The sequence below is a fragment of the Nonomuraea sp. NPDC003214 genome (assembly GCF_053590035.1).
This window is the reverse complement of record NZ_JBSFSX010000003.1, coordinates 386,575-399,965: the sequence shown is the minus strand read 5'-3', so window position 1 is coordinate 399,965 and position 13,391 is coordinate 386,575. Positions and strand designations below refer to the sequence as shown.

The window sequence follows — 13,391 nt, the reverse complement described above, 5'->3', positions numbered from 1 at the left end:
GGGTCAGTGCTGGGAGAGCAGGTGGGCGAGCTCCTGCTCGACCTCCTGGTTGGCCACGAACAGCAGCTCGTCGCCCGCCTCCAGGGGGTCGTCGGCGGTCGGCACCAGGACGCGGCCCTCGCGCAGGATCGCCACCAGCGCCGAGTCCGTGGGCCACGGCACCGTGCCGGCCCGCTGGCCCACCACCGGCGCGTCGTCGGCCAGCGTGAGCTCGACCAGGTTGGCCTGCCCCTGGCGGAACGTCATCAGCCGCACCAGGTCGCCGACGCTGACCGCCTCCTCGACGAGCGCGCTCAGCAGGCGCGGCGTCGAGACCGCGACGTCGACGCCCCACGACTCGTTGAACAGCCACTCGTTGTTGGGGTGGTTGATGCGCGCGACCACGCGCGGCACCCCGTACTCGGTCTTGGCCAGCAGCGACACGACCAGGTTGACCTTGTCGTCGCCGGAGGAGGCGACGACGACGTGGCAGTTGCTGAGCCCGGCCTCGTCGAGGGAGGCGATCTCGCAGGCGTCGGCGAGCAGCCACTCGGCCCGCGGCACGCTGTCGATCTTGATGGCCTTGGGGTTGACGTCGATGAGCAGGACCTCGTGGCCGTTCTCCAGGAGCTCGGCGGCGATGGAGCGGCCGACGGCGCCGGCCCCGGCGATGGCGACGCGCATCACTCGTCCTCTTCCGGTGCCTCGGCCAGCACCTGGTTGATCCGGTCCATGTCGTCCTCGGCGGCGATGACGTGCAGCACGTCGCCGTCCTGCACCATCGTGGTGCCGGTGATGACCACGGCCTCGCCCATCCGGTTGAGGAAGGCGATGCGGGCCCCGGCGTGCGCCTCCAGGTCGACGACGCGGGTGCCGATCCAGGCCGGGTTGACCGTCACCTCGGCCAGCACGACGGTGCCGGTCGGGTCGCGCCACAGCGGCTCGGCCCCCTCGGGCAGGACGCGGCGCAGGATCTGGTCGGCGGTCCAGCGCACGGTCGCCACGGTCGGGATGCCGAGCCGCTGGTAGACCTCGGCGCGCCGGGGGTCGTAGATGCGCGCCACCACGTCGTCGACGCCGAACGTCTCGCGGGCCACGCGGGCGGAGATGATGTTGGAGTTGTCGCCGCTGGAGACCGCCACGAACGCGGCGGCGGACTCGACGCCCGCCTCGGTGAGCACGTCGCGGTCGAAGCCGATGCCGGTGACCCGGCGGCCGCGGAACCCGGCCCGCAGCCTGCGGAACGCCTGCGGGTCCCGGTCGATGATCGCGACCGAATGCCCGTTGTCCTCAAGGATGTGCGCGAGAGTCGATCCGACCCGGCCACACCCCATGATCACTATATGCATACTCCCCCGCACTCCGCGGTCGGCCCGTTGCTCGACACCAGTATGGCGTCCACCGGGAGCGCCCCGTCGGCGCCACAGGCACATAGGACTAGCATTCCGTAACGTGGCGAAAGCATCGGATCTTGTCAAACGCCTGCTCGTGGGGCGGGCCCTGAGAAGCGGCCAGCTTCACGAGCAACTCCTGCCGAAACGCATCGCCCTGCCCGTGTTCGCCAGCGACGCGCTCTCCTCCGTCGCCTACGCGCCGCAGGAGATCCTGGTCATCCTGTCGCTGGCGGGCGTCTCGTTCTACGCCTACAGCCCGTGGATCGCGATCGCCGTGGTGGTCGTGATGCTGACGGTCGTCGCCTCCTACCGGCAGAACGTGCACGCCTACCCGAGCGGCGGCGGGGACTACGAGGTGGCCACCACCAACCTGGGCGCCAACGCGGGGCTCACCGTGGCCAGCGCCCTCATGGTCGACTACGTGCTCACGGTCGCGGTGTCGGTGGCCAACGGCGTCGACTACGTGGGCGCGACGATCCCGTTCGTGGCCCAGCACAAGCCCGCCGTGGCCATCGGGATCGTCATCCTGCTCACCGTCGTCAACCTGCGCGGCCTGCGCGAGTCGGGGGCCGCGTTCGCGATCCCCACGTACGCGTTCATGATCGCGGTGCTCGGCATGATCGCCGTGGGCGGGTTCGAGGTCGTCTTCCTGAAGGAGGAGCTGCGCGCGCCGAGCGCCGACTTCGACATCGTGCCGGAGCAGACCGACCTGACCATGTTCGCGGCGGCGTTCCTGGTGCTGCGCGCCTTCTCCACCGGCTGCGCGGCCCTGACCGGCGTCGAGGCCATCAGCAACGGCGTGCCCGCCTTCCGCAAGCCCAAGAGCCGCAACGCCGCCACCACGCTGCTCATGATGGGCCTCATCGCGATCAGCATGTTCGGCGGCATCATCGCGCTCGGCCTGGTCTCCGGGGTCAAGGTGGCCGAGCCGTCGGTGGCCGCCACCGACCTGCTGCGGCCCGACGGCACGCCGGTCGGCCCCGGCTACCACCAGCAGCCGATCATCTCGCAGGTGGCCGACGCGGTCTTCGGCGGCGGGTCGCTGCCGTTCGTCGTCATCTCCGGCGTCACCGCGCTCATCCTGTTCCTGGCCGCCAACACCGCCTTCAACGGCTTCCCGGTGCTCGGCTCGATCCTCGCCCAGGACCGCTACCTGCCGCGCCAGCTCCACACCCGCGGCGACCGGCTCGCCTTCTCCAACGGCATCATCATCCTGGCCCTGATGGCCTGCCTGCTGCTGTGGGGCTTCGACGCCGACGTCAGCCGCCTGCTGAACCTCTACATCGTCGGCGTCTTCGTCTCGTTCACGCTCAGCCAGACCGGCATGGTCATCCACTGGACCCGCCGGCTCAGGACCGAGGAGGACCTGAAGGCCCGCCACCAGATGCACCGCTCGCGCACGATCAACTTCTTCGGCGCGGTCATGACCGGGCTGGTGCTCGTGGTGGTGCTGCTCACCAAGTTCGTCGTCGGCGCGTGGATCGTGTGCATCGCGATGCCGATCCTGTTCCTCATGATGAAGGCCATCAGGCGCCACTACGACAACGTCGCCGCCGAGCTGGAGATCACCGAGGAGTACGACGAGTCGACGCTGCCCGCCCGCAACCACGCCATCGTGCTCGTCTCGAAGATCCACAAGCCGACGCTGCGGGCCCTGGCCTACGCCCGCGCCACCCGGCCGTCCACGCTGGAGGCCATCACGGTCGGCGTCGAGGGCAAGGAGGCGCGGGCGCTGCAGGAGGAGTGGGAGCGGCGCGGCATCCCGGTGCCGCTGAAGATGCTCAACTCGCCCTACCGGGAGATCACCCAGCCGATCCTCGACTACGTCAAGACCGTGCGCCGCCGCTCGCCGCGCGACGTGGTGACGGTCTTCATCCCCGAGTACGTGGTCGGCCACTGGTGGGAGCACCTGCTGCACAACCAGAGCGCGTTCCGGCTGAAGGCGCGGCTGCTGTTCAAGCCGGGCGTCATGGTGACGAGCGTGCCGTGGCAGCTCCACTCCTCCGACCGGCTGCGCGGGCGCCCCGAGCAGTACGCGCCTGGCGTGGCGCGGCGGTCGGGCGGCGAGCAGGTCAAGAACCGCTGAGCAGCAGCCCGCGCAGCCTGGCGGTGTCGGCCTCGCTCCACCCGGGCGGCGCCGCCACGGCGGCCCACCCGTCGGCGATGTTCGGGCCGTAGCGGTGGCCGTGGCCTGGCGGCACCGACAGCCCCGCCGTCATGTCCACCAGCACCTGCCAGAACGTCACCAGCGGGAACCAGTTCATCTGCGGGTTGACGCCGGGCCCGCGCGGCCCCTCCAGCCAGCCGGGCCGGTCGTAGATCAGCCGGGGCGTCCACCACACGACCGGGTCGGAGGCGTTCTGCAGGTAGACGACCCGGGGCTCCTTCCACGGGCCGGGCGGCTGCTCCAGGTCGCCGGGCCGCTGGGCGAAGCGGACGGTGACGCCGTCCTGGTAGACGGGCCGCCACAGCGGGCTGCCCCGGTCGCGGCCGGCGGTGACCTCGTTCCAGATCGGGTTGGCGTTCGGCGGCCCGACGAACAGCGCGCCGTCGGTCCTGGCGGCCAGGTCGTCCACGTCGCGGAAGGCGTTCTCCAGCGCGAACGAGCCCAGGCTCTCGCCCGAGACCACCAGCTTGGGCCGGTCGCCGGCGGGCAGCTGCTCCCACCGGGAGCGCACCGCGTCGAACAGCGCCGCCCCGGCCTGCGCCGCCTTCTTCTGGTCGACCAGGAACGACACCCAGCTCGGCAGGTAGGAGTACTGCAGCGCGACCAGCGCCGAGTCGCCCCCGTACATGTACTCCAGCGGATCGGCCATGCCCTGGTCGACCCAGCCGGTGCCGGTGGTGCCCAGCACGGCCAGCACCGCGCGGTCGAACGCGCCCGTGCGCTCCAGCTCGCGCACCGCCAGCGCCGCCTGGTCACGCGGTGAGGCCGTCGTGTCGAGCCCCACGTACACGCGGATGGGCTGCCGCGCGGGCTCCCCGGTGAACTCCCGCAGCCGGGCCGGGGTGGTGGCCGTGCCGACGAACCTGCGCCCCTCCCGGCCCAGGGAGTCCCAGCTCACCAGCGACCCGGGGCCGCCGGACAGCGACGCGGAGGCCGGCCGGTGGACGCCCGGGTGCGTGGTGGCGTTGGTCACGGACGAGATGTCGCTCATCGTCCGGACGAACCCGGAGAACAGCACGTCGTTGGCGAACACCGCCACCAGGAAGCCGACGACCAGCACGCCGAGCACGTGACCCACGTAGAACGGGACGAACCTGTCGAGCCAGGCGATCAGCTTGCGCCCGCCGAGCCGTACGAGCCTGGCCAGGCCCAGGAACAGCGCGAACAGCACCACGGCCAGCGCCAGGATGACCGGCGGGAACCAGGTGATCGCGGTGTCCATGCCCATGAGCGCCCGCAGGTCGCGCTGCCAGTCGTAGCTGTACCACAGCGCGGCGGCGGTCAGCAGCGCGCAGCCGGTCAGCATGATCCGCCAGGCCGGCCGGCGCCAGCGCTCCGGCGGGCGGCGGCGCACCAGCGCCCGCCACACCGCGCCCGCCGAGGCCCCGGCGGCGTAGCCGAGCACGGCCGTGACCGCGCCCATGACCCCCTGGTAGAGCCACGTCCGGGGCAGCAGCGACGGCGTCAGCGACGCGCAGAAGAACAGCGTGCCGAGCAGAGTCCCCCCGAACCCCAGCTTCCACAACTCAGCGTCCCCCCGAACCACTGACGAGCGTGCGACCACTCAGCGTAACCGGAGGAGTGCCGCCCGGCTGGGCATAGGGTATGCGTGTGGAACAGGTATCACTCGAGCTGACAGTAGGTCCGGTCGCCCACGGCGGCTGGTGCGTGGCACGCCACGAAGGGCGCGTGGTGTTCGTCCGGCACGCGCTGCCGGGGGAGCGGGTCCGCGCCGAGGTCACCGAGGAGACCACCCGGTTCCTGCGCGCCGACGCCGTGGAGATCCTCGAGCCGTCGCCCGACCGCGTCGTCCCGCCGTGCCCCTATGCCGGGCCCGGGCTGTGCGGCGGCTGCGACTGGCAGCACGCCACGCTGGAGGCGCAGCGCGGGCTCAAGGCGGCCGTGGTCGCCGAGCAGCTCCACCGGCTGGCCGGCATCGAGCGTGACGTGGTCGTGGAGGAGGTGCCGGGCGCCAAGGACGGCCTCGGCTGGCGCACCCGCGTCCAGTTCGCCGCCCTGCCCGACGGCCGGCTCGGGCTGCGCAAGCACCGCTCGCACGACCTTCAGCTCATCGACGCCTGCCTGATCGCGCACCCCGAGGTGGAGGCCGTCGCCGCCGAGGACCACCAGTGGCCGGGCGCCGCGTCGGTCGAGGTGATCGCCTCCTCCGAGGGCGACCGGGCCGTCGTGGTCGCGCCGCGCCCGCGCCGCAAGGTGGCGGTGCCCGACCTCGACGCGCCCGCCTCGATCCTGCTCGACCAGGGCAAGGGCCGCACCGTGCCGCGCCACGGCTCCGGGCTGCTGCACGAGCGGGTGGGCGACCGCGAGTTCCGCGTCTCCGGGAGCGGCTTCTGGCAGGTGCATCCCGGCGCGGCCGAGACGCTGCTCGACGCCGTGCTCGCCTACGCCGCGCCGGAGCCGGGGGAGTGGGCGCTCGACCTCTACTGCGGCGTGGGCCTGTTCGCGGCGGGCCTGGCCGAGGCGGTCGGCCCCGAGGGGGCGGTGTTCGGGCTGGAGTCGGAGGCCGCCGCCGTGCGCGACGCCCGCGCCAACCTGCGCGACCTGCCTCAGGCGAGGGTCGAGCGGGGCCGGGTGGAGGAGGCGCTGGACCGCTTCCAGATCGAGCGGGCCGACCTCGTCGTGGTCGACCCGCCCCGCTCGGGGCTGGGCCTCGACGTGGTCGAGCGCGTGGTGTCGCTGGAGCCACTGCGCGTGGTGTACGTGTCGTGCGACCCGGCGACGCTGGCCCGTGACCTGAAGTGGTTCGCCGAGCGTGGTTACGAGCTGGGTGACCTGCGCGCCTTCGACGCCTTCCCGATGACCCACCACGTGGAGTGCGTGGCGCTGCTCACCCGCCGGCCGAGCTGATCAGCGCGGCGACGCCGTCGAGGATGCGGGCGAGCCCGAACCGGTAGTCCAGCCGCCGCTCCTCGGCCGGGGTGCCCGCAGGATAGTCGTAGGCGCCGGCGTCGACGGCGGCCCGCAGCGCGGGGAAGCGGGCCCCGTCGACCAGCCTGCCGAGCAGGTCGCTGTAGGCCGCGATCGACTCGCCCGAGGCGGCGGGCCCGAGGTCGGCGCCGAGCCGCGCCACGGTGTGCAGGTGGCTGGCGACCAGCAGGGCGACGCCCGCCTTGTCGGCCTCGCTCAGCCCGGTGCCGCGCAGGGTGCGCAGGGCGCGGTCGGTCCAGGCGAGCTGGTTGGGCGTGATCGGCGGCCCGGTGATCGGCAGGTGCACGACCCAGGGGTGGGCGTGCAGCATCTCCCACTGCGCCCGGCACCAGCGCTCCAGGCCGTCGCGCCAGCCGTCGAAGGGCTCGTCCAGCTCGGGGGGCAGGGCCGCGACGCGGTCGAGCATCAGCAGCAGGAGCTCGTTCTTGCTCTTGACGTGCCGGTAGAGCGACATCGTGGTGTAGCCGAGCCGCTCGGCGACCCGGGCCATCGACACGGCGTCGAGCCCGTCGGCGTCGGCCAGCTCGACGGCCGCGCCGGTGACGCGGGAGAGCGTCAGCCGGTTTCTCGGCGCGGGCTCGGGCGCGCCGAGCCGGTCCCACAGCTCGGCGAGGCCCGCGGGCAGCTCTTCCTTCATCGCTCCGCCTTCACTCGTTGACCCCTCCCGAAGTGTATGCCATATATTCGAGTGTATGACATACACATCGCTGATCGCGGGCGGCGGCATCGCCGGCACGCTGAGCGCGATCGCGCTGCACAAGGCGGGCATCGCGGCCGTCGTCCACGAGGCCTACGACCGCGACGCCGACAACGCCGGCGCCTTCCTGACCCTCGCGGTCAACGCGCTCCACGCCTTACGCACCCTCGGCGTCGACGCCAGGGAGATCGGCTTCGCGACGCCGAGGATGGCCCTGACCAGCGGCTCCGGCAGGAAGCTCGGCGAGCTGCGCTACGGCGACCCGCTCCCCGACGGCACCGTCAGCCGGACCGTCAAGCGTGCCGACCTCTACCGGCTGCTCCGCCTGCACGCCGAACGGCTCGGCGTGCCGATCGAGTACGGCAAGCGGCTCGTCGAGGCCGAGAGCGACGGCCGCCGGGTGCTGGCCAGGTTCGCCGACGGCGGCACGGCCGAGGGCGACCTGCTCATCGGCGCCGACGGGCTGTGGTCACGCACCCGCGAGATCATCGACCCGCACGCGCCCGGCGTCCGTTACTCGGGACTGCTCAACACCGGCGGCTACGCCCGCGGCGTGTCCACCGGCGCCGAACCGGGCCTGATGTGCGCGATCTTCGGGCGGCACGCCTTCTTCGCGCACCTCACCCACCCGGACGGCGAGGTCTGGTGGGCGGCCAACCTCACCAGGAAGGCCGAGCCCACCCGCGCCAAACTGGCCGCGACCGGCCCGGAGGAGTGGCGGGCCCGCCTGCTCGGCCTGTTCCGCGACGACGAGGGCCCCGCCGCCGACCTCGTCGCGGCCTCTGACAAGATCTTCGACGCCTGGAAGACGTACGACGTGCCGGCCGTGCCCCGCTGGCACCGCGACCGGATGATCGTCATCGGCGACGCCGCCCACGCCACCGCCCCATCGATCGGGCAGGGCGCCGCCATGGCCGTCGAGGACGCCGTCGTCCTGGCCAAGTGCCTGCGCGACAGCCCCGGCGTCACCGCCGCCTTCACCGCCTACGAGCGGCTGCGCCGCGCCCGCGTCGAGCGCGTCGTCGCCCAGGGCAACAGCACCGGCGGCTGGAAGGGGCTCGGGCCGATCGCCCGCATCCCGCGCGACCTCATCATGTCGGCCGCGCTGAAGCGGATGGCCCGCCGGGGCGAGGACCCGAGCCGGTGGATCTACGACTACCGCGTCGACTGGGAGGAGCCGGTCCGCGCGGACGCCTGACCCGTCACAGCCAGCCCATGCGCTGGGCGGTGCGGATGGCCTCCAGCCGGTTCTGGGCGTTGAGCTTGGTCATGGCGCTCGACAGGTAGTTGCGCACGGTGCCCTCCGTCAGGTGCAGCTCCCCGGCGATCCGGGAGATCGCCATGCCGTCGGCCGCCAGGCGCAGCGCGTCACGCTCCCGGTCGGTCAGCGGGCTGTCGCCGGCCGCCATCGCCGCCGCCGCCAGCTCGGCGTCCAGGTAGCGCCCGCCCGCCTGCACCTTGCGGATCGCCATCGCCAGCTCCTCCGCCGAGGCGTCCTTGCCCAGGAACCCGCTCACCCCGGCGGCCATCGCGCGGCGCAGGTAACCGGGCCGGCCCAGGCTCGTCAGGATGACGATCTTGCAATCGGCGCTGATCCGCTCGGCGGCGCTGAGCCCGTCCATGCCGGGCATCTCGATGTCGAGCACCGCCACGTCCGGCCGGTGCTCCGCCACGGCCGCCACGACCTCGTCGCCCCGGCCGACCTGGGCGACGACCTGGATGCCGTCCTCCAGGTCCAGCAGGGCGGCGATGGCGCCGCGGATCAGGTGCTCGTCGTCCGCCAGCAGCACGCGCGTGGTCATGCGGGCACCTCGACCCTGAGCAGGAAGGCGCCGTCGGGGGTGGGCGCGGCCGAGAGCGAGCCGCCGGCGGTCGCGACGCGCTTGGCGAGGCCGCCGAGACCGTTGGGGGCGTGCTCGCCCACGGCCCCGCTGACGCCGTCGTTGGACATCTCGAGGATTCCTTCCCTGATCGTGATCGTGCAGCGTTCGGCCCGGCTGTGCTTGAGGACGTTGGTGGCGCCCTCGCGGACCACGGTGGCCAGCAGCGTACGGGTCTCCGGCGCCAGGCCGGCGGTGTCGTCGGCCTGGACCGTGCAGCGCACGTCGGCGGCCTCCAGCACGGCGCGGACGCTGGCCAGCACCTCGTCGAAGTCGAGCGCCCGGTAGCTCTGCACGGTGGCGCGCACCTCGCGCAGCGCCTGCCGGGCCGTGTCGCGCACCTCGAACATCTCGCGCGCCGCGTCCTCCGGGTCGGCGCGCAGCAGCTCCTGGGCGCCCGCCGCGCGGGCCGCGATGCCGGTCAGGCTCTGGCCGAGCAGGTCGTTCAGGTCGCGGGCGAACCGCAGCCGCTCCTCCGACACCGCCAGCAGCGCCTTGGCCTCCTGCCCCTCGTGCGCCTCCTTGGCGAGGCGCCACAGCCACATGTTGGCCTGCATGCCGGCGCCGAGCGCCACGCTGAGCGCGCTCTGCACGACCAGCGGCAGCGGCTGGAGGTCGCCGGCGATCAGGAGGTTGGCCGTGGTCAGCCCGAGCGTGGCCAGCGTCGCCGCGGCCAGGGTCCGGCGGCGCACGAACGGCGCGATCATGGCCAGCCACACGGGGGCGGCCCAGATGACCGGGATCACCAGCTGCAGCAGCGTGATCACCCCGCCGGCCACGAGCATGGCGGTCGGACGCCGCTCGCCGCGCACGGCGATCCGGACCGCCCGGCTCGCCATCACGATCAGGGCCAGCTGCAACGCCCCGGAGATCACGGCCACGGGCACCGGGAGGCCGTACTCGAGCACGAGGAGCGCCAGGTGCAGCAGCCCCACCAGGCCGATGAGGAAGCCGATGTCGCCGGAGTAGACGACGATCCAGCGGATCTTGTCCAGCTTGGTGGCCGCGCGCACCCGGCCGGCGCGGGCGGTCCGGCTCATACGGGCACCTCCGCGCGCAGCAGGAACTCCCCGGCGGGCGTGGGCGAGGCGGAGAACGAGCCGCCCGCCGTCGCCATCCGCTCGGCCAGCCCGCGCAGCCCGCTCCCGGCGCCCGCCGGCGCGTCCGGCGGCACCCCGTCGTTGCGCATCTCCAGCACCCCGCGGGCGATGGTGATCTCGCAGCTCGTGGCCTTGCTGTGCTTGAGCACGTTGGTTGCCCCCTCCCGCACCGCCCAGGCGAGCAGCGTACGAGCCTCGGGCGACAGGTCGTCGGCCCGGACGTCGGTCACGCAGCGGGCCCCGGCCCCCTCCAGCGCGGCGCGCACGCCCCTCAGCTCCGCGTCCAGGTCCAGCATCCGGTAGCCGTCGACGGCCACCTGCACCTCCACCAGCGACTCGCCGGCCAGGCGGCGCACCTCCGCCATCTCGCGCCCGGCCTTGGCGGCGTCCTTGGTGGCGAGCTTGGCGGCCAGCTCGCTCTTCAGCGTGATCACCGACAGGCTGTGACCGAGCAGGTCGTGCAAATCGCGGGCGAAGCGCAGCCGCTCCTCGGCCACCGCGAGGCGGGCCTTGGCGGCCTGGCTGTCGTGCGCGTCGCGGATCGTCCGCCACAGCCAGCACCAGATCCAGGTGGCGGCCGGGATGAAGACCGCGCTCAGCGCCTGGCTCATCAGCACCGCCTGCCAGGGCTGGTCCAGCGCGGCCGAGACGTACACGGTGATCGCGGTGACGAGCGTGGCGCCGGCGCAGACGGTCACCCACAGCGGCAGATACAGCGCGACGGAGGAGAGCCACACGTACGTCAGCGTCTCCCAGGTGCCGCTGGCGTCGGGCGGCAGGGGCAGGACCGGCAGCATCGCGGCGGCGGTGAGCAGCCCGCCGGCGACCAGCTTCGCCGTCGGCCGGGGGCGCTCGTCGTAGGCGTCGCGCATCACGAGGGAGTACAGGACCATCACGCCGGTCATGGACAGCAGGCCCACGGCGGTGGTGACGGGGGACTGCCGGCCCGCCGTCGTGGCGTTCACCATCACCGCGACGAGGAAGAAGCCCAGGAGGACGACCATGCCGTCCATCCAGTAGAGCAGGAGCTTCTTCGCGGTCTCCGGCCTGGTGGACACCCGCCCATCCCCCTATCGCCCAAAAGCACCCCGTATCGGGACAACCTTATAGTTTCTGCGGGGGTGCGCCGAGGTCACGCGGAGAAGCCGTGCAGGACGCGGGCCGCCTCCGGGGCGGGCTCGGCGCCCCGCGCGGACAGCCACGGCACGCCGTAGCGGGCGGCAAAGGCGGTGAGCTTGCGGGCGTCGCCCTCGCTCAGGTCGTCCGGGCCGGACAGCACGCAGGTCACCGCCATCCGCCGCCAGGCGTCGTCGGGCCCGGCCAGGCCGTACACCTCGGCGAGCTGGGTGCGGGCGGCGCGCAGCGCCTCGGCGAGCCGCTGCATGCGGCCCTCGGGTGCGCTCTGCGGCTCGATCTCGGCCAGCAGGTTGACGCCGGAGACGTCGGCGCCCGCCCGCCGGGTGAGCCGCAGCGTCTCGACGTCGCGCGCGGCCAGCCCGTACGGCTTGAGCGGCAGCGTGAAGCCCACCCGCAGCCGCCGCTCCTGCTGCAGCGCCCGGATCGCCCGCGCCCGCCGCAGCACCGTGGCCTCACCGGCGCCCGAGCGCGGATCGAGGGCGGCGTCGGAGCGCAGGTCGAAGTCGATGTAGGCGGCGTCGAACGCGCCGACGGCCCGCCGGTAGGCGGCGGCGAGCGCGCCCGGCCTGGTGCAGGTGGCGGCGGCCTCCCGCCCGTCGGGGCCGCCGAAGACCAGCCCGGCGTCGCCGCCCCTGGCGCGCAGCCGCCCGATCTTGTTGGCGACCGGGTCGTGGCCGAAGTCGAGCCGCCCGGCCCAGCGCACGCCGCACCCGTCGGGCCCGGCGACCAGGTGGCCGAGCGCGTACCAGCGCACCCCGGTGCGGCGCGAGTCGGCCGGCAGGTCGAAGCCCGGGTCGGCGGCGGTGTCGACGAAGCCGACGTAGCCGCCGGGCACGGGCGGCGGCGTCGGCGAGGGGGACGGGGAGGGCCGTGCGGGCGGGGGCGGCGGGTCGGCCGGCTGGAGCGTGGCGCGGGCGGGCAGCAGCGAGACCGCCACCCCCGTCGCGCCGGTCAGCGCCAGGGCGAACAGGACCGCGAAGGGCCGCGGGAGCGTGCCGGTGGGTCTTCTGCGCCGCGAAGCCGACATGTCGACCACCCTCCGTGTTCGCAGAGCTACAGGGTGCGCTTGAGGGTGGACGTTAGCAAGCGTTCGCGGTGTCGCGGGGGCAATCTCCGGATGACGTCCGTTGTGTGGCGATAATGGCGACATGAAGTTGCGGATCTTCACCGAGCCCCAGCAGGGCGCCACCTACGACGATCTCCTCGCCGTCGCCCAGGCCGCCGAGCGCCTCGGCTTCGACGCGTTCTTCCGGTCCGACCACTACCAGCGCATCGGCGCGGGCGACCCGGGCCCCGGCTCGACGGACGCGTGGATCACGCTGGCGGGGCTGGCGCGGGAGACGTCCGGGATCCGGCTGGGCACGCTGGTGACACCCGCGACGTTCCGGCTGCCCGGCCCGCTGGCGATCAGCGTCGCCCAGGTCGACGCCATGAGCGGCGGGCGCGTCGAGCTCGGGCTCGGCACCGGCTGGTTCGACGGCGAGCACGCCGCGTACGGAATCCCGTTCCCGCCGGTGGCGGAGCGGTTCGGCCGCTTCGAGGAGCAGCTGGAGATCGTCCGGGGGCTGTGGGCGGCCGGCAAGTCGTTCTCCTACGACGGCCGCTACTACCGGCTCGTCGACTCGCCCGCGCTGCCCAAGCCGGCGCAGCGGCCCGGCCCGCCGATCATCATCGGCGGCGTCGGCGCCAAGCGCACGCCCCGGCTGGCCGCCACGTTCGCCGACGAGTACAACGTGCCGTTCCACCGGCTCGGCGACACCGGCGCCGCCTTCGACCGGGTCCGGCAGGCGTGCGAGCGGACCGGACGCGAAGTCGTCCTGTCGGCGGCGCAGACCGTGTGCGTCGGGCGCGACCAGGCCGAGCTGGAGCGCCGGGCCGCCGCCATCGAGCAGCCGCTCGACACGCTGCGCGAGGCCGGGCTCGCCGGGACGCCCGCCGAGGTGCTGGAGAAGATCGGCAAGCTCGGCGAGCTGGGGGCCGAGCGCGTCTACCTCCAGGTGATGGACCTGGCCGACCTGGACCACCTGGAGCTGATCGCGGCCGAGGTGTTGCCGCACGTCTGATCGGATATGCGGTGGCATGTCCCAG

The 13,391-nt window shown here is 73.3% G+C and carries 12 protein-coding genes; 4 read left to right on the top strand and 8 right to left on the bottom strand.

The window, feature by feature from the left end; genetic code table 11:
* Positions 1-3 precede the first annotated feature (3 nt).
* Positions 4-663 (bottom strand): potassium channel family protein, encoded by a 660-nt coding sequence (locus tag ACWDXC_RS10765; RefSeq protein WP_219507758.1) that lies wholly within the window; start codon positions 661-663, stop codon positions 4-6.
* A complete protein-coding gene (locus tag ACWDXC_RS10760) occupies positions 663-1,328 on the bottom strand; it encodes a potassium channel family protein (protein WP_219507760.1) in 666 nt (221 codons plus the stop codon). Before ACWDXC_RS10760 ends, ACWDXC_RS10765 begins: the two co-directional genes overlap by 1 nt.
* 103 nt (positions 1,329-1,431) lie before the next feature.
* Here ACWDXC_RS10760 and ACWDXC_RS10755 point away from each other — a divergent pair, with 103 nt between their 5' ends.
* On the top strand, positions 1,432-3,459 hold the full coding sequence (locus ACWDXC_RS10755) for an APC family permease (protein ID WP_449980438.1): 2,028 nt from the start codon (positions 1,432-1,434) through the stop codon (positions 3,457-3,459).
* On the opposite strand, the gene ACWDXC_RS10750 is transcribed toward ACWDXC_RS10755, so the two are convergent.
* Positions 3,446-5,065: an alpha/beta hydrolase gene (locus tag ACWDXC_RS10750; RefSeq protein ID WP_449980435.1), complete on the bottom strand. Its 1,620-nt coding sequence runs from the start codon at positions 5,063-5,065 to the stop codon at positions 3,446-3,448. The two genes, ACWDXC_RS10755 and ACWDXC_RS10750, sit on opposite strands and share 14 nt — an antisense overlap.
* An 80-nt stretch (positions 5,066-5,145) precedes the next feature.
* Between ACWDXC_RS10750 and ACWDXC_RS10745 the strand changes: the two genes are divergently transcribed.
* Positions 5,146-6,408, top strand: a complete 1,263-nt coding sequence (locus ACWDXC_RS10745) for a class I SAM-dependent RNA methyltransferase (RefSeq protein WP_449980432.1) — start codon at positions 5,146-5,148, stop codon at positions 6,406-6,408.
* On the opposite strand, the gene ACWDXC_RS10740 is transcribed toward ACWDXC_RS10745, so the two are convergent.
* Positions 6,389-7,126, bottom strand: a complete 738-nt coding sequence (locus ACWDXC_RS10740) for a TetR/AcrR family transcriptional regulator (RefSeq protein ID WP_449980429.1) — start codon at positions 7,124-7,126, stop codon at positions 6,389-6,391. The two genes, ACWDXC_RS10745 and ACWDXC_RS10740, sit on opposite strands and share 20 nt — an antisense overlap.
* A 55-nt stretch (positions 7,127-7,181) precedes the next feature.
* On the opposite strand from ACWDXC_RS10740, the gene ACWDXC_RS10735 reads away from it, so the two are divergent.
* Positions 7,182-8,384, top strand: a complete 1,203-nt coding sequence (locus ACWDXC_RS10735) for an FAD-dependent monooxygenase (RefSeq protein WP_449980426.1) — start codon at positions 7,182-7,184, stop codon at positions 8,382-8,384.
* 4 nt (positions 8,385-8,388) lie between these two features.
* Here ACWDXC_RS10735 and ACWDXC_RS10730 read toward each other — a convergent pair whose 3' ends face one another.
* The 4 genes from ACWDXC_RS10730 to ACWDXC_RS10715 form a co-directional block, all read right to left on the bottom strand.
* Positions 8,389-8,988 carry a response regulator transcription factor gene (locus tag ACWDXC_RS10730; protein ID WP_219507769.1) on the bottom strand — a complete coding sequence of 200 codons (600 nt, stop codon included), beginning with the start codon at positions 8,986-8,988 and terminating at the stop codon, positions 8,389-8,391.
* Positions 8,985-10,106 (bottom strand): sensor histidine kinase, encoded by a 1,122-nt coding sequence (locus ACWDXC_RS10725; RefSeq protein ID WP_449980423.1) that lies wholly within the window; start codon positions 10,104-10,106, stop codon positions 8,985-8,987. The genes ACWDXC_RS10730 and ACWDXC_RS10725 overlap by 4 nt, the downstream gene beginning before the upstream one ends.
* A complete protein-coding gene (locus tag ACWDXC_RS10720; RefSeq protein ID WP_449980420.1) occupies positions 10,103-11,224 on the bottom strand; it encodes a sensor histidine kinase in 1,122 nt (373 codons plus the stop codon). The genes ACWDXC_RS10725 and ACWDXC_RS10720 overlap by 4 nt, the downstream gene beginning before the upstream one ends.
* Before the next feature lie 74 nt (positions 11,225-11,298).
* A complete protein-coding gene (locus tag ACWDXC_RS10715) occupies positions 11,299-12,330 on the bottom strand; it encodes a hypothetical protein (RefSeq protein WP_449980417.1) in 1,032 nt (343 codons plus the stop codon).
* A gap of 121 nt (positions 12,331-12,451) precedes the next feature.
* On the opposite strand from ACWDXC_RS10715, the gene ACWDXC_RS10710 reads away from it, so the two are divergent.
* Entirely contained in the window at positions 12,452-13,366 is a 915-nt protein-coding gene (locus ACWDXC_RS10710; RefSeq protein ID WP_449980415.1) for an LLM class F420-dependent oxidoreductase, read from the top strand.
* Positions 13,367-13,391: the final 25 nt, after the last annotated feature.

Excerpts from the sequence above, each read along its gene's own strand:
- ACWDXC_RS10765 (WP_219507758.1), bottom strand. The coding sequence starts at position 663 with ATGCGCGTCGCCATCGCCGGGGCCGGCGCCGTCGGCCGCTCCATCGCC.
- ACWDXC_RS10760 (WP_219507760.1), bottom strand. The coding sequence starts at position 1,328 with ATGCATATAGTGATCATGGGGTGTGGCCGGGTCGGATCGACTCTCGCG.
- ACWDXC_RS10745 (WP_449980432.1), top strand. The coding sequence starts at position 5,146 with ATGCGTGTGGAACAGGTATCACTCGAGCTGACAGTAGGTCCGGTCGCC.
- ACWDXC_RS10740 (WP_449980429.1), bottom strand. The coding sequence starts at position 7,126 with ATGAAGGAAGAGCTGCCCGCGGGCCTCGCCGAGCTGTGGGACCGGCTC.
- ACWDXC_RS10735 (WP_449980426.1), top strand. The coding sequence starts at position 7,182 with ATGACATACACATCGCTGATCGCGGGCGGCGGCATCGCCGGCACGCTG.
- ACWDXC_RS10730 (WP_219507769.1), bottom strand. The coding sequence starts at position 8,988 with ATGACCACGCGCGTGCTGCTGGCGGACGACGAGCACCTGATCCGCGGC.
- ACWDXC_RS10725 (WP_449980423.1), bottom strand. The coding sequence starts at position 10,106 with ATGAGCCGGACCGCCCGCGCCGGCCGGGTGCGCGCGGCCACCAAGCTG.
- ACWDXC_RS10715 (WP_449980417.1), bottom strand. The coding sequence starts at position 12,330 with ATGTCGGCTTCGCGGCGCAGAAGACCCACCGGCACGCTCCCGCGGCCC.
- ACWDXC_RS10710 (WP_449980415.1), top strand. The coding sequence starts at position 12,452 with ATGAAGTTGCGGATCTTCACCGAGCCCCAGCAGGGCGCCACCTACGAC.